This window comes from Desulfuromonas acetoxidans DSM 684, from assembly GCF_000167355.1.
GTDB classification, from domain to species: domain Bacteria; phylum Desulfobacterota; class Desulfuromonadia; order Desulfuromonadales; family Desulfuromonadaceae; genus Desulfuromonas; species Desulfuromonas acetoxidans.
In genome coordinates, this window is record NZ_AAEW02000016.1 from 18,265 (window position 1) to 44,376 (window position 26,112).

A 26,112-nucleotide genomic window follows, 5' to 3' on the forward strand; every position below is an offset into this window, starting at 1 on the left:
GTTATCATCTCGTAAATACGTTCGCACGCTAGCTTATTTCGGGTTAAAATGCAAGCAATGCCGGGGCGCTGAAAGGATTCTAACCACGACGGCACCCCCGGTTCGGAACTGTCGCCAAAGACAACATTGATGGTCCAGGTGACAGCGTCTGATAAAATCCCGCACCACACCCGCTACCGTCAAGCCACGAGGTCTTATGAAAGAGCTACTCACCACCGCCACCTTTGCCCAACACGTTGCTGCAGGAACCCCCCTGATCGCCATCAATACCGGCAACGAACAACGTACCATCCAACTGATTCAAACCGCTGCAACCCGCAACCTCAAAGGGATGGAGCCGCCTAAAATATGGTCGTGCACCAGCGGCTTTGACGGTATCGACAACACCACCGATCCGGCAGATGCTCTGAGCTGGGCGCTCAATCAAACGGGACACGCCATCTTCGTCTTTGTCGACATGCACTGGTATTGGGACAACAATCCGAAAATCCAACGCCTGATGATCAATTTTTCCCAGCAACGCAGCAACGCCAGAAAAAGCCTGGTTTTTCTGGCCCTTGACCCGGCGATTCCGGAGCCGCTGCAAAGCCATTTTGTCCAACTCGACCACCCGCTGCCCAACGCGGCGGAGCTGTCTTCCTACCTGACAACGCACCGCGAGCAAGACCCGTATATCGATCAACTGCTGCAGCAGGATGACGCATTGCGAAAAATGGTGTTGGCCGCTCAGGGCCTTGATCTGATCCGCTTGGAGCGCGCCCTGCGCATGGCACGCCTCACCAAGGGCAACGATGTTGCCGAAGTGATCGGCGCTCTGCATCTCGACAAGAAGCGCGCCCTGGAGCAGACCGGCATTCTTGAGTTCATCGACAACGATCTGCAACCCGACCATGTCGGTGGCATGGAGAACCTCAAACACTGGATGGCCCGCCGCGAAAAGGCCTTTGGTGTTGATGAGCTGAGCAGCGGCGAAAACCTGCCCAGCGGCGTGCTGCTGATGGGGATCAGCGGTTGCGGAAAAAGTCTGTTCGTCAAAGCCATTGCCGCCCGCTGGAGCCTGCCTCTGCTGCGTCTCGACATGTCTACCGTCTACGAAGGGACCTATGGCACCCCGGAGCGCAGCCTGCACCGCGCCTGCCAGTTAGCCGAAGCCATTTCGCCTTGCGTGTTGTGGATTGATGAGATCGAATCGGGCATTTCCGAGCAAGGCTTCAAAAGCGGTGGAGGCTCATCATCGCGGGTGCTGGGCTACTTCCTTACTTGGATGCAGGAAAAGAAAAGTCCGGTGTTTGTGGCGGCCACGGCCAACGCCATTGAAATGTTACCGGCCGAGGTGCTACGCAAAGGCCGCTTTGACGAAATCTTTTATATCGCGCTGCCCGGCCTCAATGAACGCAAAGAGATCTTCACCATCCATCTTGACCGGCAAGGTCAGGACAGCAGCGCTTACGACACCACAACCCTGGCCCATTCCAGTAAAGGGTTTTCCGGGGCCGAGATCGAACAGGCCGTGGCCAGCGCCCGTTTTGAAGCCCAAGCGGCTCAACGTGTTATGACGGAAAAAGATATTATGGAAGCCATCGGTCAGACCGTGCCCATCTCAGTCACCATGGCCGAACAGATCAAGAAAATTGAAGCCTGGGCATTCAAGAGAGCGGTTCCCGCCAGCGAACACAGTGAGCGCTGACAACACCTGCAAAAATTCAACCTTGCTCTTCGAGGCGCTCGGCGAGAGCCAGCGCCTCTTCCACCAAGGCATCGGCCAATTCCGCCTGCGGTAAACGTCGAACGATCTCCCCCTTGCGAAACAACAGGCCCATCTCTTTGCCACCGGCAATGCCAAGGTCGGCCTCGCGCGCTTCTCCCGGACCGTTGACCACACAGCCCATCACCGCAATGGTCAACGGTGCCGTCAGCTGTTGCAGACGCACCTCCACCTCCTCAGCGACGCGGATCAGATCGATCTGACACCGGCCACAGGTGGGGCAACTGACAAAGACCGGGCCGCGTTGGCGCAACTTCAACGACTTAAGGATCTCCCAGCCGACCCGCACTTCCTCCACCGGATCGCCGGTTAGCGACACACGCAGGGTGTCGCCAATGCCGTCGTACAACAGCGCCCCCAGTCCGACGGCACTCTTGATGGTTCCGGCCCAGGTGGTGCCCGCTTCGGTAATACCGATATGTAACGGGTAATCAACTTGGTCGGCCAGCAAACGGTAGGCTTCTACAGTACGTCGCACGTCAGACGCCTTGAGGCTGACTTTCATCTGATCATAACCAAGTTCTTCAACAATACGGATATGGCCGAGGGCGCTCTCCACCATGGCCTGTGCGGTAGCATGACCATGGCGCTCGAGCAACTCCTTCTCCAGCGAGCCACCGTTGACACCGATACGGATCGGCAAACGCCTTTCAGAGCAGGCCCTAACCACTTCGGCCACCTTCCATGATTCGCCGATGTTGCCGGGGTTGATACGCAATCCGGCCACGCCACTGTCAACAGCCTGCAGGGCCAGACGGTAATCAAAATGAATGTCGGCAATCAGTGGAATGGTGCAGCCATCAACGATCCCGTGTAACGCATTCGCCGCGTCCATATCCGGCACAGCACAGCGGACGATTTCACAACCGGCGGCCTCCAGGGCACGAATCTGGGTCAATGTTGCTGCAATATCGCGGGTGTCGGTATTACACATGGACTGCACGGAAACCGGCGCACCGCCACCAACCGCCACCGAACCAACCTGCAACGCACGTGTTTTGCGTTCTGTGTTCACAACCTTCTCCTTCGTTCTCACCCCAACCGATGCGGGCCATGCCAGAACAACTGATAAATTAACAACTTAAATATTTTTCAACGATCTACTCACAAAATTCGGACTCTTATCAAAACCTCACGCATCTAGCCACAGCCACACAGCAGCGTCAAGACGCAAAGATAGCATTGACACACCCCGTTCAAGCGGCTACTGTCGCCCCAATCACATCTATTTATAACACCATGGACGCTTTATGAAAAAAAATACCCGCGGTCCGGCAAAACGCCCTGCCCTGAGACAAGAACCGATCACCGTAACAATCGACCATCTCAACGTTGACGGAATCGGTGTCGGCCGCCACGAAAACAAAGAGATCCTTATCGCCGGTACCCTGCCTGGCGAGGACGTTCTGGCCGCGATTGACCATGAGGGTCAGCGCCGGATCATCGGTAAACTGATTAAAGTCCTGCGCAGAAGCCGCCAACGCGTAACGCCGGGCTGCAAGCTGGCAAAGAACTGTTCAGGCTGCCCGCTGATTCACCTCGGCTACCGCCATCAGCTCGACTTTAAACGGGGCATGATTGAGGATGCGTTAAGCCACTACCCGACCCTAGGCCACGTCACGGTTCATGCGGTGTGGTCCTCTGAAGAGACCTTCGGCTACCGGACCATCGCCAAACTGGCCATTGCCAAAGTGCACGGCAAAGCGCGGGTCGGCCTCTACAAACGTGGCTCACATCAGGTGTTGGATATCGGCAATTGCCCGCAGCAGCATCCACTCATCAACCAGATCGCCCAAGCCTTACGTGAAGAGATCGAAAAACAGGATATCTACGTGTACAACCCGGTGTCACGCCGTGGTCTGTTGCGCTATGTGGCCATCCGCGTCAGCCCACAGGCAAACAAGGCTCTGGTCACCCTGGTGACAACCGAACGCAACTACCGCGAGATGACCCATCTGGCCAAATGGTTGAAGAAAAAGGTGCCGCAGATCATCGGAGTGCATCAGAACATCAACGCCTCCACCGGCAATGTCATCTTTGGCTCAACCACGGTTAAAGTGATTGGCGCCGGCGACCTGATTGATCAGGTCGGAGATATTCGTCTGCGCCTGTCGCCGACATCGTTCTTTCAAGTCAACAACCGGCAAGCTGCACGCATTTATGCCCAGGTCCAGTCCTGGGCTGACCTCGGACCCAAAGACACAGCAGTCGATCTGTATTGTGGTGTCGGCGGCATCGCCATGCACTTGGCTACCAGTGGAGCAAAAGTCACAGGAATTGAGATCAACGAAGACGCCATCTTTAATGCCAAAGCTGCCGCGGAACTCAATGAACTGGGCAACTGCCGTTTTATCGTCGGTGATGCTGGCGAGATTCTCCACGACATGCAGCGGGAGCTGTCCCCACTCAAAGTTGCCGTGGTCAATCCCCCGCGCGGTGGCTGCAGTGAGGAGATTATTGCCACCCTCGGCCAACTGCGCCCACAGACTCTGATCTATGTTTCCTGCAATCCGTACAGCCTCGGCAGGGATCTCCACCTGTTGACACAGCAAGGCTTCACGGTTGAAGAGCTGCAGCCGGTGGATATGTTCCCCCAGACAGCCCATGTGGAATCGGTGGTCCGCCTGCGCATGGACAACAGCGAAAAAGTTTGAGAGCAAGGGCTTGCCTCCGGCAGACAATTGCATTAGGATGAGGGCTCATAACCTCTGCACATGACAGGTATAACCAATGAAAATTCTTGATTGTCGCGAATTGCAATGTCCCCGCCCCGTTCTGGAAACCCGTAAACAGATTCTGGCCCATCCCGATGAGCCGGTTCAGGTGCGTGTCGGTAATGATATCGCCCAGGCCAATGTCACCCGTCTGGCCACCAAAGAAGGGTTTGCCGTAACGGCAACAAGCAAAGGCGATGAGATCGTCCTTGATCTGACCCCACAGGAGACTCCCCAGGTCGTTGAAACACAGGCGCCACCAGCAACGACGAAAAAAATCACGCAAGACACCGTGGTTTACATCGCCAGCGCCTGCATGGGACGTGGCAATGATGAGCTCGGCGAAGTGCTGATGCGCAACTTCATCTGCACCCTGTTGGAGTCCAGCCAGTTGCCCTCGACCATGCTGTTTGTCAACGGCGGTGTCAAACTGACCTGTGAAGGCTCTGCGGTCCTCGAACCACTGCAACGCCTTGAAGAGTCGGGAGTTACCATCAACGTCTGCGGCTTGTGCCTGGAATTTTACGAGTTGAAAGATCAACTCAAGGTGGGGCAGGTGTCCAACATGCTCGACACGGTTGAAGCCATGCAACAGGCCGACCGCATTATCCAGCCATAGGGCGTACGGATAAAATGCTTGAATCAAATCTGCCTAGCTGATATACATCTTCCCTCAAACGGGGGAGTAGCTAGTAGCCTGGTGGCGCTCACGGCCTTCAAAGCCGATGGGGGGCGTATCCCGTCCCCGGTGGGTTCGATTCCCATCTGCTCCCGCCAAAATCCAACAAAAACAGAGCAATCTCTTTTCGTTATAGAGACTGCTCTGTCTGTTTTCCGGCTCAAAAAAGTACGCTTGCCCCAAGAAGGTTCCGCCACATGATCGCCGGTCTGTCGCTAAACCCGGCGCTCGACAATCCGCAACTCTTTTAGTGCAGCAAAGATGGCATCCTGCCACTCTTCACCACTCAAGCCCCATTCACGGCACGCGATGGCATCAATGCCGTCTTTGGCATAATCAACCAGTTCGGAAAAGGTGTAACGCTCAACGCAATGGCTGGCGTAATCAAAAATCCTTCCATTCAATTCTTTGATGTATTTGATCAAAGCACCCTCCTTGAAACACTTACGATCGAACATGCCAGGCTTGGCCATACGAGGCCGTCGCCCGTGTTGTGATTGAAAACAGGACAACGGCCAGGCCTCCGCACAACCCGGCTACATAAAACACCGACGACAGACCCTCACTGCTCAGCAACAGCGCTCCGAGCACAGGGCCGACGACAAAGCCGAGATTGAGGCTGGCATTGAACATGCCGACAGCAAATCCGGTGCCAAATCGCTGTCCCTCTTCCACCAGAAGAGCCGTACTTGCCGGTTGCGAAAGTCCGCTGAACAGGCCGATAGCCATCCCCAGAACAAGAACCTGATGAAAGGTTGTTGCCAAGGGGATCAGAACATAGAGCAGCGACACCACGGTACCGCCAACCATAACCAACACAGATCGAGAGCAGCGATCGGTCAGTTTTCCCATCGGCCGCAGACACAAGGTCATAACGACCGATGTGGACGCCATGACCATCCCCACTTCAACACCGGTCAGCCCCAGTTTCGACATCAACAGGATCGGCATAAAGGAAACAAAGATGACAATGCCGCAGGCGCGGCCGAAAATAAACACCAACAATCCCGGCAGAGCACTGTGTTGAAGAGAGCGGCGAGAGCGGGCCTGACGATTTGCGGACACAGGCATGGTGGTCGTGCGTGCCGTATTGTCATCGGTGGGGATCAACAGCACAGCAACCAGCAATGCCGCGAGACACAGTCCGGCGAGCAACACAAAAATGCCATCAAAGCCCCACTGGTCCATAATAATTCCGCCGATCAGCGGACCAAGGCTTAAGGCGCCGTAGAAGGACATGTCAAAGGTCGCGACCATTTTCCCGCGGCTATGCGGCAATGTGGTTTCACCAACCAGTGACAGCACCACCGGACGGAACATCGCGCAACCAAGACCCTGCATCAGACGCAAAATAATCAGTGTTTGCACTCGGGTTATCGACAGGCACAGCAGCGAAACCAGCAGAAACACCATCAGACTGATCACAATCAGGCGTTTGCGGCCAAAACGGTCTGACAGTTTGCCCATAAACGGACTGAACACAATCTTGGACGCGGCATAGAAGCCGATGGCGGCACCGAGAATCGCTCCGCGCGCACCAAGACTTTGGGCAAAGACCGAAAAAAATGCATCGGAAACGCCCAAACCGAGGGTCACGGCAAAATTGATAAAGAAGACGCCCTTAAACAACCAACGATGTGCTTTATCCATGGTGTCCCCCTGGAAAATCATGACGATCTACCGCTACGGGCTCAACAGGCCGCTAAAGACTCTCCAACAGGTGGCCCATTCTGGCCTGCTTGGTCTGCAGATAGTGAAGGTTGCTGTCCACCGGTTCAATCGCCAGCGGGACCCGTTCAACATCTGCCATGCCATAGTGCTCCAGGGCATCAAGTTTGTCCGGATTGTTAGTCATCAGGCGAACATGCTGCACATCAAGATCTCTGAGCATGGCCGCACCAATACCATAATCGCGCGAATCGGCCGCAAAACCGAGTCGCAGATTGGCTTCGAGAGTGTCGTGGCCCTGATCCTGCAATTCATAAGCACGCAGCTTATTGATCAAGCCAATACCACGCCCTTCCTGACGCAGATAAAGAATGATTCCTGAGCCTTCCTGGCTAATGGCCATCATGGCTTTGGACAACTGCAGACCGCAGTCACAGCGCAGGCTACCGAACACATCGCCAGTTAAGCATTCGGAATGAATTCGTACCAGGGTCGGCTGTTGTGGGTTGACCTCCCCCTTAACCAGAGCCAGGTGTTCCAGGCCATCAATATCATTTTGATAACCGATCACCCGAAAGGTGCCGTAGGGGGTTGGCAACACGGTTTCCGCTGCCCGCCGCACCAGCGGTTCATGACGCAGGCGATAGGCGACCAGATCGGCGACGGTACAAATGCCGATATTGTGTTTGACGGCGAACTCACGGAGCTGAGGCATACGCGCCATGGTGCCATCGTCGTTCATGATTTCGCAGATCACTCCGGCAGGTTTCAGCCCGGCCAGGCGAGCCAGATCAACCGAGCCTTCGGTCTGCCCGGTGCGGACAAGCACTCCGCCATCTCGTGCTCGCAAAGGAAAAACATGCCCAGGCCGCGCCAGGTCACCTGCAACGCTCTCGTTATCAATGGCGGTTAAAATGGTCTGCGCCCGATCGGCGGCGGAGATGCCGGTGGAAACACCCTGCCGCGCTTCGATCGACACGGTAAACGCGGTACCAAAGGTGCAACTGTTTTCAACCGCCATCGGTGGCAACTCCAGGCGGTCACAGTCCTGCCCGGTCAGACTCAGGCAGATCAATCCACGGCCAAAGCGCGCCATAAAGTTGACAATGTCAGGAGTGACCTTTTCAGCGGCAACAACCAGATCACCTTCGTTTTCGCGATCTTCGTCATCAACCAGGATCACCATATTACCGGCGCTAATCTCATCAATGGCTTGTTCTATCGAAAGTAAGGGCATTGTCTGAACCTCTTTAAAGATCCCCCGGCAGAGCCGGGGGATGTGGAGGCAAGCAGCTCAAGAAATTTCTTCAACAGGAGAAAGTACTGAAGAACAGGTTACGCGTGGAGGCGAACGCATTGAGCTGCTTACACATGAGAACATTCGATTTACCGGAGTGACGTGGGACAGTCCAGAGTCCCACGCCCCCCGAATGTCTCCAGATCTATTTACCGCTGAAAGCAAACTTGTAGGTCAGATAAAAACGGACATCATTTAGATCCTCTTGACCACTGTCTTTGTCGATCATGGCATAACGTGCCCGCACACTCAGGCCGTCCAACGCCCCTGAAAACGCGTACTGCAGGCTGAAATCGGTTTCGTTGATGGTACTGGCCGGTGCATCGTACAGCGAATGGAACACATAGCCCTTGAGACCGTTAATGCCGGCAGCGCCGAAGTCATAGGACAAGCGTGCCGCATAGGCATCTTCATGGCCGCGATCACCAGACAGGGAATCGCCGGAATTGACCACCTGCTGGATGACGACTTTGCCGTAACCCCATTCATCACGAATCGAGTCATCACCGGTCTTGGCGTAAAACCCGGTCAGATCGAAACCGTAGGCACTGACCCCGGCATTAACACCATACTGATAGGTATCCAGCTCACCATCCAACTCATCTCCCTGGGATTTCTGTGTGAAAAAGGTCGGTGCGGCATGAAGAACAAAATCATTAATTTTTTACTGAAATCGACTTTAAAAAAGGTCTGGCGGAAGCTGTCTTTCATGGTGAAGTACCAGGCTTGCGCCTTGGTATTGACGACTTCGAACGGCAGTTTATAGGCAGCGCCACCGATATAGACATCGTTCGTGAAGGAAATAAACTCGTCATCCACCCAGCCCATATGGTCGGTCAGGTAAAATCCCATCAAGGTCAGATTATCAATCGACTTGTTAACCACCGACACACCACGGTAGGTTCTGTGAATCATGCGAATCGGATGGATATTGAGAAACGGTGTATTGAGTTCCTGGGCACCGATTTTAACTGTGGTATTAAAGCGTTGGGCCTGAACATAATATTCTTGGAGACGGCTGACACTTTCATGAACAGGTGCCGTAATGCCGTAATAAAATCCTTTGTCATCGTAATCACCCACACCGTTAGTGGTGGCGAAAGCTGCGCCAAGGGTGATCCCGTTAAAGGCGTCGGTTTTGTAGTACAACGCGCCGCCAAGGGCAGAATCCTGTTTATCCTGGGTCCCATTTTTAAAGTCACGGGTGAAATTGAGCAAGCTGATCTCACCGCGGACGGATCCTTGAGAAAACATTTCCTTCAGATTATCTGCGGCGATGGCAGGTAGCGCCAGACAGACCATTACCAGTGCTAAAATTAAAGCTCTCATCTCTTCCAAGTCCTTTGCTTTAGGCGAATTGAGGGGGAACGTCAGTTTTTCCTGCGGGTGACGGTCTTTTCCGCCACCCGCAGGGGAGGAACTGACGCGAATCAGCGCAACGTCACATTACTGTGCGGCACCGATATATTCGCTGGCGCTGTCGGCTGCTATCCGGCCGGAGTTGACGGCAAAACCAGCGGTTCCACCACCCAGCAGCAGATCGTAGCTGTCGCCGTACATACCACCGGCATCGGTACCGACAACATAGAGACCGGGAACAGCCTCATCATGCTCATTAACAGCTTCGGTTTTCTCGTTGATGCGTACGCCACCAAGGGTACCGAGATGACGCGGGGTCAATTTCGTGGCATAGAAAGGAGGCGTTGCAACTGCGCGCAGGAACTTGCTGTCTTTCTTGAACTCGCCGTCTTCACGGGTTTGCGCCCAGCTGTTCATTTTGTCGACGCTGCTCTGCAGAACCGCAGGGTCCATGTCGAGCATTTTGGCCAGCTCTTTGATGCTGTTGGCTTTAAAGACATTGCCGCGGTCGCGCTTGAGCTCTTTGTAAAATGATTTTTCCCAGTTGGTCAGCTTGGTACCCTGAATAACCCACTCGCCCAGAGGCATCTCAATACCCTCTTCAACGGCTTTTTTACGGGTGGCATCATCGTAGATGGAGTATGCGGTACCACCGATACGCACCAGAGCGTTACCGGCATAGGGCCACAGTTGGACACTTGACTCGTCGGTGTAGCGCTCACCACGGGGATTGACCCAGAAATAAGGCTGAACAGCCAGGGCAATCATCTGGTCAGCAGGATGGAAACCCTTGAGACCGGGGCGGTACATCTGCATGACGTCAACACCCTCTTCCGCAGCACCGGCGTCCCACGCCATACGGATACCATCGCCGTCTTTGCCCATGTTGCCGACCGGGATCAGGTCAGGATAGGGAGAGTACTTATTCATCATCTCTTTGTTATTGGCAAAACCACCGGTGGCGATGATGACCGCCTTGGCATTAATACGAATGTTCTCTCCATCTTTGTTTTCAGCAAAAGCGCCGACAACCTTACCGTCCTCCTTGATCAGGCCGGTACCGGGAGTCTGCAGCAGAATCTCACCGCCATGATCAAGGATGTACTTGTTGAAGACATTGATCATGCGCGCACAGTGGTAATCGTGGGGATTTTTATCCGGGTAATCCGGACCAGGAGCAATAACGTGCCAGGTCAGCGGGCCGCCGAAACCACCTACGCCGACATACTCAATCTTGACTCCGAGTTCGTCGAGCCAATCAATGGTTTCAGCAGATTTGTCGACAAAGCAGGATACCAGGGCACCATTGGCCTTGTAATGGCTGTATTCCATAATGGTATCAAAAGCGAAATCCTTCGAGACATCGATACCAATGCGCTTCTGAATCTTACTTTCAGCAGCAAACAGGCCTTCACAGAAGTTGCCGGTACCGCCAACTTTCGCCTGCTTTTCCAGCAAAATGACCTTGTTACCATTCTGAATAGCCTGAACACCAGCTGCCAGACCGGAGGTCCCGGCACCGATGATAACAACATCGGTATTCATCACCTGCTCAGCAAATGCCGGCAGTGAAAACGTTGTGGCAGCAACGACGACGGTAAAAACCGACAGACATCTTTTCAATACGTTCCTCATGTTTCTTCTCCATTTGAAGGTTGGAAAATGAACATTGTCCAAACGAAGGACAATACTCTTGAGGTGCACTACTTCGGCTGCATGTCGAAGTTGTGGCAGTCCTCACAGATCAGCACTGATTTCTGATGGGTTTTATGGCATTCCATGCACGGTACCGGTCCCATATGGGAATGATGCGGATTGGCAAACGTATCCGGATCGGTCGGGTCGGGCTCCCCTTCCGGCTTGGTCAGTTCCGCCAACTCCTCATAGGTTCCATGACAGGCCAGACAGTCCTTCATGCTCGGAGCTTTTTCCGGTTCGTCCTGGTGATGACAATCTGCGCAGGAAAAATCAAAATCGGCATGTGCACCACCAACGTTCATCGCCTGGGCCGCCGAGGCCGCCATCAGAAACAGGGTTAAAAAAATCAGACAGTTCTTCATCGTTGTTTCACCTCCATTGAACTGGGTTTGCGAATTGCGTCTTTGACGCTATATCTTTGCACCAGCCATGCCACACACTCAAATAGCTGTAATTACAAAGGTTTACTTTTTACCCCATTGACATTTCCTTTCAAAAAGATAAAGTTATTATCAAAATGAAAGGATAAATAATGCGCGCACAAGATCTTGATTTACGTGAACTGCTGACCACCACATCGGAGAGCGGCGTCATCCAATTTATGGGGCAACGGGTGCTGATTTTTGACGCACTCGCCCTGGGATTGCTGAGGGAAGAGCTGATTGACACGTTGGGAATACACACCGCCCGCGGTATCTTGACGCGATTCGGTTATGCTCATGGTTGGCGAACTGCAGAGATGTTAAGACGGGATTACCCTGAACTGTTCAAAGACGCTTACACTGGACCACACCTGCACTCTCTGTGCGGCCTGATGACACCGGGAACAACCATCCGCTCCGACGGCGAAGGGAAGGCTCCTCTGGTCGAAGGTACCTGGCACGATTCCTACGAAGCGGAACAGCATCAACTTCATTTCGGCACCGCTGATGAGCCGACTTGCTGGACCTTGACCGGGTTTGCCAGTGGCTATGTGTCAAACCGGACCGGCCGCGAGGTGTACTTTCTAGAGAAAGCCTGCTGCGGCATGGGCGATCCAGTGTGTAAGATTGAGGGGCGCTTCAAGGAGATGTGGGACGAATCCTATGCAAGCCAACTGTCGTATTACAATCAGAAATCTTTTGACACGGTGTTGTCGGAGTTAACCTCAAAACTCAAAAGCGTGGAAAAACAGCTCAAACATCGCCAACGACAACTGTCGTGCTTTGACATCGATGATGACCTGCCTTGTGTTTCCTGCCGCAGCCCGGCCATGCGTAAAACCGCTGAACTGGCCAAGCGCATTGCCGGTACCGATTCTTCCGTAGTCATCAGTGGAGAAACCGGGGTGGGGAAAGAACGGATCGCTCAATATATTCACGATGAATCGCAGCGTGCCGTGCGCCCCTTTGTTGCCATCAACTGTGGTGCTTTGACCGAAACACTGCTGGAGAGTGAGCTGTTTGGCTACATCAAAGGGGCATTTACAGGTGCGGTAAAAGATACGGTAGGCTTGTTTGAAGCCGCCAACGGCGGGACACTTTTTCTTGATGAGATCGGTGAAATCTCGCCGAGTATGCAGGTAAAAATTCTCCGAGTTCTCCAGGAGAGGGAGATCCGCCGCATTGGTGATAACAAAACCAGACCTGTCGATTTTCGGGTGGTTTCGGCAACCAATCGTAATCTTTCAGAAGAGGTTGAAGCGGGCAGATTTCGTCAGGATCTTTACTACCGTCTGCGCGTGATCGAACTGCGCGTGCCCGCCATGAGGGAACGTCAGGACGACATCCTGCCTCTGGCGAGAATCTTTCTATCGGAAAGCGCCAAACGTTCCCAACGTGACATCACTGCATTCAGCCCGCAGGCCGCCAAACAACTGCTCAGTTATCATTGGCCCGGCAATGTGCGTGAATTGCAGAATGTTGTCGAGTATGGGGTTGCCCTGGCCACCGGCAACCGGATTGAAGTCGAGGATTTGCCGGAAGAGTTGCGCACGACCATGCCGCAACCCACCATTTCAGGGAAAATTTCCAGTCTCGAAGAGGTGGAGAAAAACTATATCCTCTCCGCACTGAAAACCATGGACGGCAATAAAACCAAGACCGCCGAAGCACTGAATATCGGCATCGCCACGCTTTATCGCAAATTGAACAGTTACGAAAAAGCATAAATCCGCCTGCGCGTGAAGCACCATTGTTATGTGAGAAAAGGAAAAGGCCCTGAACAGATTCACTGCTCAGGGCCTTTTGGGCCATCTTTGCAATCACGAAAAAAGGGCAGATTCAGCCGGTTTTACCATGCATCTCAACACGCAACTCTTTAAGGGCGGCAAAGATCGCATCCTGCCACTCCTCACCGGTTAATCCCCATGCGTCACACGCCACATAGTCGATCCCGTCTTTGGAGGAATGGACCAGCTCGACAAAGGTGTACTTTTCGACACAATGCCGGGCAAAGCGTGCTGTTTTCTCATTTAAGTCTGAAATATAACGAACCAAAACAACCACCATCCTTCTTATTTTTTGGATGGTGAAAATTACGCCCCTGATTCGCGTGATGCAACCTTTTTAATATTAAAAACCCAACGTCTTAATGGCGCCAACCCATTACACCATTCACAGTCTGGCGGTATCCACAGGCTGAGCCCACTGATCGGGGTCGGAAAAATCGATCATCAGAGCCAAGGGGATAAACGTATCCAGTTCGTACAGATCCCGACCGGTCAACAACTGATTCACCCGGCGGATCAGTTGCGCTTCTCGCGTGAAAATCTGGCGAAACGGTCCACGTTGAACACCGGATGTGGACTGATACACGGCCTCTTCATTGTAAGGACAACAGTCGTCGGAAAAAACCTCGGCATCATGGTCAACCTGGGGAAGGCCGTGAAGCCGACAGGTCAGCGGTCGCCACGCATAGACCAGACAACAGCCGTCATCATCAAGTAACGGGCAAGGCGTAGCATCCCGTTCCGGCATGGTTTGCCAGGGGCGGTCGTGAAGGTGATTGAGCAAATACGGCGCCTGCAGTTCCGGCCACTGCTGTTGCAGCAGGTCACGCCGCTCACGACAACGCCGCAAAACCCGCTGCTGCCAACCGGCATCAAGACGGTGAAAGCCCATTTGCAACACCACGGCATCCGGTACAGTGATATCAAACAGGCCCCGGCAGCAATCACAGCAGCCAATATGGCAGCCCAGCATCGGGCCGAGCGCAGTTGCTGCGTCATCAAACCAGTGGTCAGCCTGAGCGAGCACCTCACGATACGCGGCTATCAACGCGGCGACATCCTGGTTCATGGTCAAATCACACCCCTTGCTGCCTAACCAGCAACTGCTCAAACTCATGAGCGGGGATCGGACGGCTGAACAGATAGCCCTGGCCGTAACCACAGCCGCGGTCCAACAGGAATTGGTGCTGGTCCTGTTGCTCAATACCCTCGGCAATAACGTTGAGGTTCATATTGCGCGCCAGATCGATAACGGCTGTGGCAATCGCGGCATCATTCGGATCGATAATGACATCACGCACGAAGGAGCGATCAATTTTAAGATATTGGATGGGGAATTTTTTCAGATAGGCCAGCGACGAATACCCGGTTCCGAAATCATCAATGGATAACTGGATACCAAGACTGTGCAGCTCAACGAGACGTTCCACGGCGCCATCAACATCGTTCATCAAAATACTCTCGGTAATTTCAAGATCGAGATATTCCGGGCTCAGTCCCGTCTCCTGGAGGATCCGACGTACCATGGGCACAAGGTCTTTTTGCCGGAATTGGCGCGCCGACATATTGACGGAAATCCGCATCGGCGGGTAACCTGCTACCTGCCACTGCCGGGCCTGGAGGCACGACTGACGTAGCACCCATTCGCCAATGGAAACAATCAGGCCGGTTTCCTCGGCCATGGGGATAAAATCCACCGGTGAGATCATGCCATTTTCAGGATGCTGCCACCGCACCAGCGCCTCGGCTCCGATAATCCTTCGGCTGGCCAGTTCGACCTGCGGCTGGAAATAAACCACCAGATGGTTTTTATCCACCGCCTGGCGTAGCGCACCTTCCAATGCCAGAAGTTCACTGGCGCGTTCATTGAGACCGGCGGTATAGAACCGGTAATTGTCACGACCGAGCTCTTTCGCTTTAAACATGGCGGCATCGGCACATTTAAGCAGCGACACCACATCCTTGCCATCGCCCGGATAGAGACTGATACCAATACTGGCAGTGAGAAACAGTTTATAGCCTTCAACCACCATCATTTCAGCCAGTCGCCGGTTGACCTCCTGAGCAATGAGGATCACATTTTCGATATTATTAAGCTGATCGAGGATAATGGCAAATTCATCCCCGCTGAGACGAGCAACGGTATCCAACCCGCCAATGCACAAGCGCAGGCGTCGGGCTACTTCACACAGCAACCGGTCACCTACTTCATGGCCGAGTGAATCATTAATTTTTTTAAAATGATCCAGATCAATAAACAACACCCCAACCTGATGTTGTCCCAGAGAGGCCATACTGATCGCATGCTGAAGCCGGTCTCTGAACAATTGCCGATTGGGCAGGTCTGTGAGCACATCATGGTAAACCAGATATTCGAGATGGTCTTCGTTATCTCGCAGACGTTGCTCTGAAATTTCCCGCTCAATTTCAGCGCTGACCCGTGCCGCCATGATGGCAAGAACATCCTTAGCCCGTTCCAACGATTTGATCTTACCGCGGGACAAAACACTTAGAACACCAAGCACTTCGCCGTTGTGATCGCGAATCGGGGTGCCCACATAGCCCTCAGCATGCATCTGGGTAACCAGACTACAGTTGGGATAATGTTCCATCACCCCTTCACTCATCAGGCACATCCCCTCATCAACGACTTTTTCACACGGGGTGTCCGACAGATTGAAACTATAAGACGGCATCGACACCCCATCCTGAATCGTCGCCAGAGACAGAACCTTCCCCTCTTCCTGAATCCGCCCGACAATAGCGCAATCGGCATCAAACCATTGGCACAACTGTTGAGCAACACGCCGGTAACAATTACTGCCGGTAAAGCCCACCGTACTCTCCACCAGCGATTGCATGGCCGACTGCATTTCTCGCAGGCTGGAAATGTCCTGAATCGTCCCCACCAGCCCGGCCAGTTCACCGTCCTGATCAAAGAAAGGCGCCTTGTTGAACAAGACCTGCATCGTGCCATGATCCGGTTCTTCAATAGTCGATTCGTAGGTGCGCGACAAGGCACTGTCGTAGACCTTATTATCTTCGCGAATCGCCACAACAGCACGCAAAGGGGGCATCACATCAGCGGCCCGGTGGCCGATAATATCTTGGCGGGATTTCCTGAGCAGATCTTCGTAGCTGCGATTACAACCGAGGTAACGGCTGTCGAGATCTTTATAAAATACCGGATTGGGAATCGCATCCAGCAAGCTTTGCAAAAAGTGCAACTCTTCATCACGCTGACGCTCAATCTTAATCCGTTCCAGCTCAGCAGCGGCACGCATGGCGAACAGATGCAAAGCGGTTTCCGCCATCTCTATATCGCCGAGAGGACGCCGACTGAACACAGCCAGAGGGCCCATCACCTCACCTTTTGAATCGACAAGCGGCAAGCCGATATAGCTTTCCACCTTCAACTCTATGGCCAGATGATCAAGCGGAAACAGTTTTAGAACATTGTGCGGATAACGTTGCAATCCCTCGCGCACAACAACGGCACAGGGCGTGTTTTCGAGTTCAAACTCCAGATTATCGATATTATTGCCATCAGCGTAAACAGCCACCGTTCTGACACGATCGCGTTGATCATCGGTGTACTCACCGATAAAGGCATAATCCGCTCCGGAAAGTCGAGCAAGCTTTGTCGTCAGAGCCCGAAAAAACGGTTCCCCGACCAGCCCCATCAGGTCGTGATACAACTCTTCGTACACCACATCCTGATTATTTGATCCGTTTCCAGCCATGCTCTCCCCCGTCACAGCAAACATATCAAGATCAAATGAACCATGGGTTCATAAAAACTTTTTGTGAAAAGCCCCAAACGCCTTTCTACAAAAGATTCATATTAAAATAAATATCAACATTAAGCAAGCTAGTGTGTCCCCCCACGAACACAGACAACAGAATTATAATTGTGTTCTTCCATGGCGGCAGCCTGCTCACTGAGAAAGGAAACCGCCCAGAATCGACGGCCCTCTTCGCCATAAGGCGTAGCCGTCCAGTAAATTGCCCGTTCCACCCCAGCCCGGCTCCGGCGATGCCGTGCCGACAGTTGCAACAGTTCTTTAAGCTCCTCCACTGTCGGCAGACGCCAGTCATAATGGCCACCTTTGGTCAGTTGGCGACAGTACTTGTCGGCATCTTTATGCCAAAAACGCAGATCGTGGGTATGAAATTCCCAGAACCCCTGTTCCTGAGCTTCCCACTCAAGACCTTCGTCAGCCGAAGGGGAGACGGTCAGAAAAAAAACACCGACAAGCAACAGAAAAAAACCTGTAGAAAACAGCCACCAACCAGATTTCTTTTTCCTCTCTGTACCTACAGGAAGCATGTTGTTGCCCTCGTCTCGGATATGATACCCTAAAGTAATTCGTATTCGCCCTGTCTAGCATGCATGCAACAACATTGCCAGACAGGATCAGTCCATACAAAATGTATACGCTCAGGACCATGCTGCCCTTATGAAAAACCATGTCGCCCTGCTCAAGCAACTCCCGGCCATCGACCGCCTTCTGCAACACTCGGCGCTGGCGCACAGCACAGCCCCGCACTGTCTGATTGTCGAAGCCGCTCAAGAAACGGTTGATCACTGTCGCCGGTCTATTCTCGACGCCAAAGCGGAACAAACCGTTTGCGTCGATCTCGACACCCTTGCCGGCCAGGCCGCAACCCGCTTGACCGAAAAATTGCGCGCTTCATTGTGTCGGGTGATCAATGCCACCGGCACCCTGCTGCACACCAACTTAGGTCGGGCACCTCTGAGTGATGAAGCATTGGACAATATCGACCAAGTGGCTCGCGGTTACTCTAATCTTGAGCTCAACCTGACCACGGGCAAGCGTGGCCATCGCTACAGTCATATTGATGAGTTGCTGTGTCGTCTGACCGGCGCTGAAGCCGCCGCGGTTGTCAACAACAATGCCGGGGCAGTTCTGCTGTCATTGACCGCGTTGGCCAAAGGTAAGGAAGCCATCGTTTCGCGTGGCGAATTGGTGGAGATCGGCGGCGCATTCCGAGTTCCGGATGTAATGGAAGCCAGCGGGGTACAATTATGCGAAATTGGCACCACCAACAAAACGCACCTCAAAGATTACCGTCAGGCTATTAACGAAAATACCGGCCTGTTGCTTAAAGTACATACCAGCAATTACCGCATTGTCGGCTTCACCGAATCGGTCAGTGCCGCGCAAATGGTTGATCTCGGCAAAGAGCACAAAATTCCGGTCATGGAAGATCTTGGCAGCGGCATGCTGTTTGATCTCAGCGAGTTTGGTCTGCCCCGTGAACCGACGGTGCGTGAAGCGGTGGATGCCGGTATCGACCTGCTCACCTTCAGTGGTGACAAACTGCTCGGCGGTCCGCAGGCCGGTCTGATTGTCGGTAAGAAATGGGCCATCGATAAGATCCGCAACCATCCGCTGGCCCGCGCTCTGCGCATCGACAAACTGACCCTGGCCGCGTTGGAAACAACCCTGAGTCACTACCTGGATCGCCAGCAAGCCATCGACAAGGTTCCGGTGCTGCGCATGCTCAACATGAAAGCCGAAGACCTCAAGCAACGCAGCGAAGGTTTTACCGCTCAACTGTCCAAACGTCTTGCCGACACCGCCCGCGTTGAACTGATCGAAGAGCCATCCTGTGTGGGCGGCGGCGCTCTGCCAACCACGGAACTGGCGGGCTGGGCTGTGGCCTTAACATTACCCGCCGCCTCAGTGGACCAATGCGCCACAACCTTACGTCAGGCTGAAATTCCTGTTGTTGCCCGCATTCAAGAAGACCGGCTGATCATCAATCTGCGTACTGTGCTTCCCGCTCAGGAGACCCTGCTGCTTGACGCCTTAACCGCCGCCTGTGGCCCAAAGAACTGACACCACGATTATGGCATCTCAACGAAATATTATCATTGGCACCGCCGGTCACGTCGACCACGGTAAATCCGAGCTGATCAAAGCGTTGACCGGCGTTCAGACCGACCGCCTCAAAGAGGAACAGCAACGCGGCATCTCCATTGACCTCGGCTTTGCGGCGTTTGATCTGCCCAATGGCGACCATGCCGGTGTCATTGACGTTCCCGGACACGAAAAATTTATCAACAACATGCTAGCCGGCATCGGCGGCATCGACCTGGTTCTACTGGTCATCGACTGCAACGAAGGGGTGATGCCGCAGACCCATGAGCATCTGCAGATCCTCAATTTGTTGCAGATTCCCCAGGGGATCATTGTCATGACCAAGGTTGATCTCGCTGATGAAGAATGGATCGATATCGTCGAAGAGGAAGTACGTGAAGAAGTTGCCGGAACCTTCCTCGAAAAAGCGCCAATGTGTCGGGTGTCATCCATCACCAAACAAGGAATTCCCCAATTGATCGACGCCGTGGTTGACGCGGTGAAGGATTTGCCGCAACGCGATTCCGACGGCCCCATGCGCCTCCCCATCGACCGGCACTTCTCTGTGGCCGGTTTCGGCACCGTGGTCACCGGCACCCTGCTCACCGGTCAAGTCAGTGTTGGAGATACCGTCGAAGTATTGCCACCGGGTGAAAAGGTGCGCATCCGCGATGTCCAGGTCCATGGCAAAAAACAATTGACCGCCCAATGCGGCCAACGGGTTGCCCTGAATCTGGCAGGATTGGAACGGGACGTGCTCCAGCGTGGTTGCGTCATCAGCACGCCGGGCATCTTTGAGCAAACCAGTCGTATTGACGCTCGCCTTACCTTGCTCGACGACGCACCTCGCCCGATCAAATTCCGCGACCCGGTCCATTTTCACCTCGGCACCGCCCGCGTAGTGGGCCTGGTCGCCCTGCTCGACCGCGACGAATTACAGCCGGGTGAATCCGCCCTGGTACAGATCCACCTCGACAAGCCGATGGTCGCTCATCGCCAGGATCGTTTCATCATCCGCTCTTATTCGCCGGTCACCACTATCGGCGGAGGGCTGGTGATTGATCCGGGCCCAGAAAAACATAAGCGCTTTCGCCCCGAGGTGATGAAAGCGATTGAAGAGCTCGAATCTGGAGAAAGCTCCTTTTTGCTGCAAAAGCTCACCGAGCTGCAATGCGCCCGAGTCAAAGACCTCGAACAGTTGTCCGGTATGGGTCGCGAACGGATCACTTCTCATCTTGAGCAACTGGCTCAGGAAGGCAAAGTTTACCTGCTGTCTGATCAATGGCTGCCAGCCTCACTGGTACGCGCCTTTGAAGGACAGCTTGTTGACCTGGTCACCCAGGGACATGACGATAAGCCTTTACTCCCCGGCACTCTGCACGCCACCCTCAAGTCACGTCTGCCCAAGCGCTTGTCACCCAAAGCGTTTGACGCGCTGTTGACACGCACACCGCTGCAACGGGTGGGCGAGTGGGTACAGTCGGAAGGGTTCCAACCCAACCCGACGGACACACAACGCCAGGATCTCGAACGAATTGAAGAGGCCTACCGTGCTGCCGGCGTTCAGGCCAAAGGGCGCCGTGACATGCTCGACAGGCTCGGTTTCAGTGAGGAACAACTGGAAGATTACCTGGGCTATCTGTTTTTCAACGGTCGCCTGATCAAACTGACTGAGGACACCTTTTTCCACCACAGCAGCTATCGTTTAGCGGTAGAAAAACTGGTGGCTTATTTTGCCGACAATCAAAGCCTGACCCTGGGCGAATATCGCGATCTGCTGGGCAGTGCCCGCAAACCGGTTCAAGCATTGCTGGAACATTTTGACGATCTCAAATACACCATGCGTAAAGACGATGCACGGCAAGCCTGGAAATTACCGAGCCAAGAACATCTGGCCTCTCTCTAGACATTAACCCTGCAGCTATAAGGATGATCATGGATAAATCAAAAACCAGCCTGACCCAACTGGCACGAAGCGCTGGCTGAGCGGCAAAATTGGGTCCCGAGACCCTGGCTCAGGTGCTGAGCCAATTGCCACATAACGATGACCCACGGTTGTTGTCCCACGATATTCCCTGCGCTGATGCCGGAATCTACAAACTGACCGATGATATCCTGCTGCTGCAATCCATCGACTTCTTTACGCCGGTCGTCGACGATCCGTATATGTTTGGCGCCATTGCCGCGGCCAATGCCCTGTCGGATGTGTTTGCTATGGGCGGCCAGCCGATTACCGCGATGAACATGGTTGGTTTCCCCAATTGCCTGCCGGTGGATGTGCTGACGGAAATCCTCAAAGGCGGCACCGCCAAAGTGCATGAAGCTGGAGCCACTATGGTTGGTGGCCACTCGGTAGAAGATGAAGAACCCAAATACGGTTTGGCTGTCACCGGTACGGTTCACCCCGACAATTTGATTACCTCACAGGGGTGCAAACCCGGCGACATTCTGGTTCTGACGAAGCCGCTCGGCACCGGCTTGCTGACCACCGCCTTGAAAGCTGAGGTGATCAATGAAGCACAGATCACAGAGGCGCTGCAAGGGATGGCGCGACTCAACCGCTACGCCTCGGAAGCGATGCGTCAGGTCGGTATCTCCGCCTGTACCGATGTCACCGGCTTTGGCCTGCTCGGCCACGCCCTGGAGATGGCCGAGGCCAGCGGTATCCGTCTGCTGATTTCCGGGTCCAGCCTGCCAGAATACCCGCTGGCGCGCGACATGGCCGAGACAGGACTGGTACCGGAAGGCAGTTTTCGCAATAACCGTCACTACATGCCGCGGGTGACCGGGGCGGAGCATCAAGCCCAAGCAGACATTGATCTGCTGTGTGACCCACAAACCTCCGGTGGGCTGCTGATGGCCGTTCATCCGGAACGACTTGATGCATTATGTCAGGCGCTGAAACACGCTGGTGACCACGCCTTTGTTATCGGCGAAGTGGCGGATGGGCCTGCAGGTACGATGGAATTGATCTGAGATGCACCTGAAAAATAACGCTCCCGAGCAGGTCGACAAGTCAAAGGATGCCGCCGACCGGAGCAAAACCCGGCGACGTTGACTTTGATCTTGAGCTTCAATGGTTCGTCACTCGGAACTGATCGCGCTGAGGTTCATTGCGTTCGGTGCTGCTAAACGGGAGAGCTGGGCTACTTAATAACACACGACTGCAGGGCGGGCACCGTCCCGCCCGTTTGATCGGTGCCACAACAGAGATAGAGCGCGACCGAAGATTGTTATCAACGTTTTACGCCAAAGATGATGAGTTGCACGATTCGTCGACCTAAAGGGCGGCGAGCCGGATCTGCAAAGCATCACGGAAACAGACACGGTGTAGGTGAATCCAGGTTCAGGAGGTGTTCAAGCTGGTTTTTGCATCCTTTTGAGCGGCAAGTCAAAAGGATGTCGCCTGCCGGGGCGAATCCCGGCGACCTTGACTTTGACCTTGATCTTCAGTGGTTCGTCATCCGAAACGAATCGCACCGGCAAACTTCATCCGTTCGCGATGGTGGTACCCACGTGACGCGGGCTTCCGCGCCCGCACGTCGGGGCACTTTTGCGTCGACAAAAGTACCGCAAAATCGACTCCCGTCATTGCACCCTATCGGGTTCCCTCTCTCCATTCTCTTACATCGCAATGTCGGCAAAACTCGCTAACGCTCAAACAGGTTGCCGACAACCATTGCGCTGACGTTCATTGCGTTCGGTGCTGCTGAACGGGAGGGCTTGGCTGCTAAATGACACTCTGCCGCAAGGGCGGGCACCGTCCCGCCCGTTTGATCGGTGCCACACCAGTGGTAGAGCGCGACTTAAGATTGTTATCAACGTTTTACGCCAAAGATGATGCGTTGCATGATTCGTCGACCTAAAGGGCGGCGAGCCGGATCTGTGACGCGTAACGGAAACAGACGCATTGTCGGTTAATCCAGGTTCAGGAGGTGTTCAAGCTGGTTTTTGCATCCTTTTGAGCGGCAAGTCAAAAGGATGTCGGCTGCCGGGACGAAACCCGGCGACCTTGACTTTGACCTTGATCTTCAGTGGTTCGTCATCCGAAACGAATCGCACCGGCAAACTTCATCCGTTCGCGATGGTGGTACCCACGTGACGCGGGCTTCCGCGCCCGCACGTCGGCCCACTTTTGCGTCGACAAAAGGGGAGCAAAATCGACTCCCAAGGGGTTGTCATCAATCAGCCTTCACGGAGTTGTTGCGGATTTTTTTCACGTCAGCCGCGTTATCGGTCGTCGCCATAGAACGACTATAGCTCCTCCCTCTGCCTTGCTGACGCAAAAAATCTCACGCAACACCTCTCGTTCCTCTGATCAATAACAACCCCATTGCGCCCTTACGGGTTCCCTCTCTGCGTTCACTAACACCGCGATGTCGGCAAAACTCGCCCAGTCGGCATCAGTCCTCAAACAGGTTGCCGACAACTATCGCACTGACGTTCATTGCGTTCGGCGCTGCTGAACGGGAGGGCTGGGCTGCTCAATAACACACGACTGCAGGGCGGGCACCGTCCCGCCCGTTTGATCGGTGCCACACCAGAGATAGAGCGCGACTGAAGATTGTTATCACCGTTTTACGCCACAGGAGATGAGTTGCACGATTCGTCGACCTAAAGGGCGGCGAACCGAATCCGTGACGCATGACGGAAACAGACACAGTGCAGGTTAATCCAGGTCCAGGAGGTGTTCAAGCTGGCTTTTGCATACTTTTGAGCGGCCTATCAAAAGTATGTCGGCTGCCGGGACGAATCCCGGCGACCTTGACTTTGTCCTTAGGTGGTTCGATCGGTTAAACGGATTGCAATGAATGTCAAACCTCGGGCTGCAAGATAATAAACAGTTGCAGCCCACGGTTTGACATCACAATCAGAATTCCTCAGCCGTCCACATCGACTCTTCAAAACGTAACGCCCTATTGCGGCCGGTTTCCTTCGCCCGATACAGGGCAACATCAGCATACTTAATTGACTGCCAGAATCCTTCGGAATCGCCGGGATATTCGCTGACACCAAGGCTGATGGTTTTACGGATTTTTTCCGGGCCGACCATAAACACCTTATCTTCGATATTGCTGCGGATTTTCTCAGCAACGCTCATGGCGTCACCGGCCTCAATATCGGTGAGAATAACCAGAAACTCCTCACCACCAAAGCGTACAACCACATCCGATTCGCGAACCGATTTCTGAATAATCGCCGAGGTCTCCTTAAGCACCTGATCACCGGCATCATGACCGTACTGATCGTTGACCTGCTTGAAAAAATCGATATCACACATCAACAAGCCAATGTTCTTTTTGCGCCGCAGAGTGCCGGCAATGAGATGGCCAGCCTGATCCTGGAGGAACCGACGATTGAACAAACCGGTCATTGGATCGCGCAACGAAGATTCGCGCAGCGTGTTCATCAAACGCTTGGCTTCAAGAACCGACAACGATTGCTTAATATAAGCTTCAGCCTTGGCTACCTTTTGCTCAATTTCGTTACGGCTCAACGCCTGCTCACCCTCTTTTTCAAAAACAAACTGCACCACGCCACCGGCATGACCGCCAATGATCATCGGTACACACACATGCACCTTGGTCTGGTCCTCCATAAACTGTTTGCATACCCGATCATAGGCCAGCGACGAGATGGGATGGCCGGTTTTCACTGCCCGACACAGATCACAGGACGTAAGAATATCGGGATGACAATCCAGCTCTTTTTCCGACATCGCCACAGGAAACACGGCCTGCATCCCTTTATAATCAGAGTTGACCTCGTAAATACGGTAATTTTCAATTCCGACATTGGTGCTAAATGCCTCGCCCATGCGCGAGTAAACATCTTCCAGAGTGGCATCCTCTTCAATAACATTTTTGAACACCGTCATACCGTGCACCGTGTCCATCAGATCGTTAAACTCCTGACTCATCTCACCGATTTCATCATCGGAACGCACCTGAATCTTATCGGTCAGATCAACATGACCGGTCGCCAAGGTATGTATTTTGGCAATCATTGAAGACACTGGAATGACGATGGAGTCGGAAATCCAGAACGTAAAAATAGCCAGTAGCCCACTGGCCAGAGTCAACACGGTGATGATCATCCAGAATGCGTAACTGGTTGTCGTCGTAATGGCACCGGAATAGCGATTGGTCTGGTGAGAGATCGATTCGAGAAAGCTGACCGTGGCATTGGTCATTTCCGCTTCCGCCGCGACAAATCGGCCGGTCAATTGTTCGAGCTTGGGTTGGTCAACACTCCCGCTCTGTAACTGTTCCATTTTAAGAAAGGTGATTTCATTGACCAGCTGCATCAATGTCTGAGTCGACTGAGTGACGGTTTTCAGATAGTTCTGATTGCCCTCTTCGTCGATCCAGCTGGTGCGACTGATCTTTTCCCAAATCAAATGCAGTGGTGAAGCCATTTTGGGTGACTGCAACGGTTCGAGCCCCTGGCTTATGGCCATCAAACTGGCTTTAACCCGTTCCGACTTCAGCGTCACGGTTTGTTCACGACCAGCTTCAGAAAGGTCTACCAGCAAATGCCCCATCTCGTTGGAACTGCGTAAGGCGTCCTGAGCAAAGCGCTCATAGGGCAACAGCCGATCCACCACTTGCGAGGTTTTGATATTGACATCGACCAGCACATAAAACGACACACAGGATAACAACACAAACCAGAACAGCACCCCGACGGAAAACAATGAGAACTTGCGGCGAATCGGCAAATCCACAAAGGTAATCAGACGGATAAACCGTTTGACCAGGCCCCTCTTCTTGGTTTCAAGCATGTCATCCTCCCGCAGGCTCAACCCATCGTGCTCACGTTAAACGCGCCATCC

General features: G+C 53.6%; 20 protein-coding genes and 1 tRNA gene. 8 read left to right on the top strand and 13 right to left on the bottom strand.

Annotated elements, in window-relative coordinates; translation table 11 throughout:
* Positions 1-196 precede the first annotated feature (196 nt).
* Positions 197-1,687, top strand: a complete 1,491-nt coding sequence (locus tag DACE_RS12830) for an AAA family ATPase (RefSeq protein ID WP_006001930.1) — start codon at positions 197-199, stop codon at positions 1,685-1,687.
* A gap of 16 nt (positions 1,688-1,703) precedes the next feature.
* On the opposite strand, the gene ispG is transcribed toward DACE_RS12830, so the two are convergent.
* The gene (gene ispG, locus DACE_RS12835; RefSeq protein WP_006001932.1) at positions 1,704-2,780 is read right to left on the bottom strand and encodes a flavodoxin-dependent (E)-4-hydroxy-3-methylbut-2-enyl-diphosphate synthase; all 1,077 of its coding nucleotides are present in this window, start codon (positions 2,778-2,780) and stop codon (positions 1,704-1,706) included.
* Between the two features lie 235 nt (positions 2,781-3,015).
* Here ispG and rlmD point away from each other — a divergent pair, with 235 nt between their 5' ends.
* The 3 genes from rlmD (at position 3,016) to DACE_RS12850 (ending at position 5,256) form a co-directional block, all read left to right on the top strand.
* On the top strand, positions 3,016-4,419 hold the full coding sequence (rlmD, locus tag DACE_RS12840) for a 23S rRNA (uracil(1939)-C(5))-methyltransferase RlmD (RefSeq protein ID WP_006001933.1): 1,404 nt from the start codon (positions 3,016-3,018) through the stop codon (positions 4,417-4,419).
* 76 nt (positions 4,420-4,495) lie between these two features.
* On the top strand, positions 4,496-5,098 hold the full coding sequence (gene yedF, locus DACE_RS12845) for a sulfurtransferase-like selenium metabolism protein YedF (RefSeq protein WP_006001935.1): 603 nt from the start codon (positions 4,496-4,498) through the stop codon (positions 5,096-5,098).
* 62 nt (positions 5,099-5,160) lie between these two features.
* Positions 5,161-5,256 (top strand) — tRNA-Sec (locus DACE_RS12850).
* A gap of 117 nt (positions 5,257-5,373) precedes the next feature.
* On the opposite strand, the gene DACE_RS12855 is transcribed toward DACE_RS12850, so the two are convergent.
* The 7 genes from DACE_RS12855 to DACE_RS12880 all read right to left on the bottom strand — a co-directional run bounded on the left by DACE_RS12855 (position 5,374) and on the right by DACE_RS12880 (position 11,542).
* Positions 5,374-5,583, bottom strand: coding sequence for a hypothetical protein (locus tag DACE_RS12855; protein WP_040367419.1), 210 nt, complete (start codon positions 5,581-5,583; stop codon positions 5,374-5,376).
* Between the two features lie 19 nt (positions 5,584-5,602).
* Positions 5,603-6,808 carry an MFS transporter gene (locus DACE_RS12860; protein WP_006001938.1) on the bottom strand — a complete coding sequence of 402 codons (1,206 nt, stop codon included), beginning with the start codon at positions 6,806-6,808 and terminating at the stop codon, positions 5,603-5,605.
* A gap of 52 nt (positions 6,809-6,860) precedes the next feature.
* Positions 6,861-8,063 (bottom strand): bifunctional 3,4-dihydroxy-2-butanone-4-phosphate synthase/GTP cyclohydrolase II, encoded by a 1,203-nt coding sequence (locus DACE_RS12865; RefSeq protein ID WP_006001940.1) that lies wholly within the window; start codon positions 8,061-8,063, stop codon positions 6,861-6,863.
* Positions 8,064-8,268: 205 nt separating this feature from the next.
* Positions 8,269-8,721: an OprD family outer membrane porin gene (locus DACE_RS18855; RefSeq protein WP_050770028.1), complete on the bottom strand. Its 453-nt coding sequence runs from the start codon at positions 8,719-8,721 to the stop codon at positions 8,269-8,271.
* Positions 8,652-9,452, bottom strand: coding sequence for an OprD family outer membrane porin (locus tag DACE_RS18860; protein ID WP_198920330.1), 801 nt, complete (start codon positions 9,450-9,452; stop codon positions 8,652-8,654). Before DACE_RS18860 ends, DACE_RS18855 begins: the two co-directional genes overlap by 70 nt.
* A 117-nt stretch (positions 9,453-9,569) precedes the next feature.
* Complete coding sequence (locus DACE_RS12875; RefSeq protein ID WP_006001942.1) at positions 9,570-11,117, bottom strand: FAD-dependent oxidoreductase; 1,548 nt, start codon at positions 11,115-11,117, stop codon at positions 9,570-9,572.
* Positions 11,118-11,185: 68 nt separating this feature from the next.
* On the bottom strand, positions 11,186-11,542 hold the full coding sequence (locus DACE_RS12880) for a cytochrome c3 family protein (RefSeq protein ID WP_006001944.1): 357 nt from the start codon (positions 11,540-11,542) through the stop codon (positions 11,186-11,188).
* 170 nt (positions 11,543-11,712) lie between these two features.
* Here DACE_RS12880 and DACE_RS12885 point away from each other — a divergent pair, with 170 nt between their 5' ends.
* Positions 11,713-13,329, top strand: a complete 1,617-nt coding sequence (locus tag DACE_RS12885; RefSeq protein WP_006001945.1) for a sigma-54-dependent Fis family transcriptional regulator — start codon at positions 11,713-11,715, stop codon at positions 13,327-13,329.
* 112 nt (positions 13,330-13,441) lie between these two features.
* Here DACE_RS12885 and DACE_RS12890 read toward each other — a convergent pair whose 3' ends face one another.
* From DACE_RS12890 to DACE_RS12905, 4 genes are all read right to left on the bottom strand, one after another.
* Positions 13,442-13,666 carry a hypothetical protein gene (locus DACE_RS12890; protein ID WP_394708475.1) on the bottom strand — a complete coding sequence of 75 codons (225 nt, stop codon included), beginning with the start codon at positions 13,664-13,666 and terminating at the stop codon, positions 13,442-13,444.
* A gap of 108 nt (positions 13,667-13,774) precedes the next feature.
* Positions 13,775-14,464 carry a YkgJ family cysteine cluster protein gene (locus DACE_RS12895; protein ID WP_050770030.1) on the bottom strand — a complete coding sequence of 230 codons (690 nt, stop codon included), beginning with the start codon at positions 14,462-14,464 and terminating at the stop codon, positions 13,775-13,777.
* Between the two features lies 1 nt (position 14,465).
* Positions 14,466-17,132, bottom strand: coding sequence for an EAL domain-containing protein (locus tag DACE_RS17500; RefSeq protein ID WP_006001951.1), 2,667 nt, complete (start codon positions 17,130-17,132; stop codon positions 14,466-14,468).
* A 128-nt stretch (positions 17,133-17,260) separates the two neighbouring features.
* Positions 17,261-17,719, bottom strand: a complete 459-nt coding sequence (locus DACE_RS12905) for an Lcl C-terminal domain-containing protein (protein WP_006001953.1) — start codon at positions 17,717-17,719, stop codon at positions 17,261-17,263.
* Positions 17,720-17,849: 130 nt separating this feature from the next.
* On the opposite strand from DACE_RS12905, the gene selA reads away from it, so the two are divergent.
* Genes selA through selD form a run of 3 tightly spaced genes read left to right on the top strand, consistent with a single transcriptional unit; the run spans position 17,850 to position 22,253 of the window.
* A complete protein-coding gene (gene selA, locus DACE_RS12910) occupies positions 17,850-19,256 on the top strand; it encodes an L-seryl-tRNA(Sec) selenium transferase (protein ID WP_006001955.1) in 1,407 nt (468 codons plus the stop codon).
* Between the two features lie 10 nt (positions 19,257-19,266).
* Positions 19,267-21,183 (top strand): selenocysteine-specific translation elongation factor, encoded by a 1,917-nt coding sequence (gene selB, locus DACE_RS12915; RefSeq protein ID WP_006001957.1) that lies wholly within the window; start codon positions 19,267-19,269, stop codon positions 21,181-21,183.
* Between the two features lie 29 nt (positions 21,184-21,212).
* The gene (gene selD, locus DACE_RS12920) at positions 21,213-22,253 is read left to right on the top strand and encodes a selenide, water dikinase SelD (protein WP_081450023.1); all 1,041 of its coding nucleotides are present in this window, start codon (positions 21,213-21,215) and stop codon (positions 22,251-22,253) included.
* A gap of 1,894 nt (positions 22,254-24,147) precedes the next feature.
* Here selD and DACE_RS17505 read toward each other — a convergent pair.
* Positions 24,148-26,061 carry a GGDEF domain-containing protein gene (locus DACE_RS17505; protein ID WP_006001961.1) on the bottom strand — a complete coding sequence of 638 codons (1,914 nt, stop codon included), beginning with the start codon at positions 26,059-26,061 and terminating at the stop codon, positions 24,148-24,150.
* Positions 26,062-26,112 lie beyond the last annotated feature (51 nt).

Coding starts and splice junctions, on each gene's coding strand:
- DACE_RS17500 (WP_006001951.1), bottom strand. CDS start 17,132: ATGGCTGGAAACGGATCAAATAATCAGGATGTGGTGTACGAAGAGTTG.
- DACE_RS12860 (WP_006001938.1), bottom strand. CDS start 6,808: ATGGATAAAGCACATCGTTGGTTGTTTAAGGGCGTCTTCTTTATCAAT.
- DACE_RS18860 (WP_198920330.1), bottom strand. CDS start 9,452: ATGAGAGCTTTAATTTTAGCACTGGTAATGGTCTGTCTGGCGCTACCT.
- rlmD (WP_006001933.1), top strand. CDS start 3,016: ATGAAAAAAAATACCCGCGGTCCGGCAAAACGCCCTGCCCTGAGACAA.
- DACE_RS12875 (WP_006001942.1), bottom strand. CDS start 11,117: ATGAGGAACGTATTGAAAAGATGTCTGTCGGTTTTTACCGTCGTCGTT.
- DACE_RS12880 (WP_006001944.1), bottom strand. CDS start 11,542: ATGAAGAACTGTCTGATTTTTTTAACCCTGTTTCTGATGGCGGCCTCG.
- yedF (WP_006001935.1), top strand. CDS start 4,496: ATGAAAATTCTTGATTGTCGCGAATTGCAATGTCCCCGCCCCGTTCTG.
- DACE_RS12865 (WP_006001940.1), bottom strand. CDS start 8,063: ATGCCCTTACTTTCGATAGAACAAGCCATTGATGAGATTAGCGCCGGT.
- DACE_RS12885 (WP_006001945.1), top strand. CDS start 11,713: ATGCGCGCACAAGATCTTGATTTACGTGAACTGCTGACCACCACATCG.
- DACE_RS17505 (WP_006001961.1), bottom strand. CDS start 26,061: ATGCTTGAAACCAAGAAGAGGGGCCTGGTCAAACGGTTTATCCGTCTG.
- DACE_RS12830 (WP_006001930.1), top strand. CDS start 197: ATGAAAGAGCTACTCACCACCGCCACCTTTGCCCAACACGTTGCTGCA.
- DACE_RS12905 (WP_006001953.1), bottom strand. CDS start 17,719: ATGCTTCCTGTAGGTACAGAGAGGAAAAAGAAATCTGGTTGGTGGCTG.
- selB (WP_006001957.1), top strand. CDS start 19,267: ATGGCATCTCAACGAAATATTATCATTGGCACCGCCGGTCACGTCGAC.
- selA (WP_006001955.1), top strand. CDS start 17,850: ATGAAAAACCATGTCGCCCTGCTCAAGCAACTCCCGGCCATCGACCGC.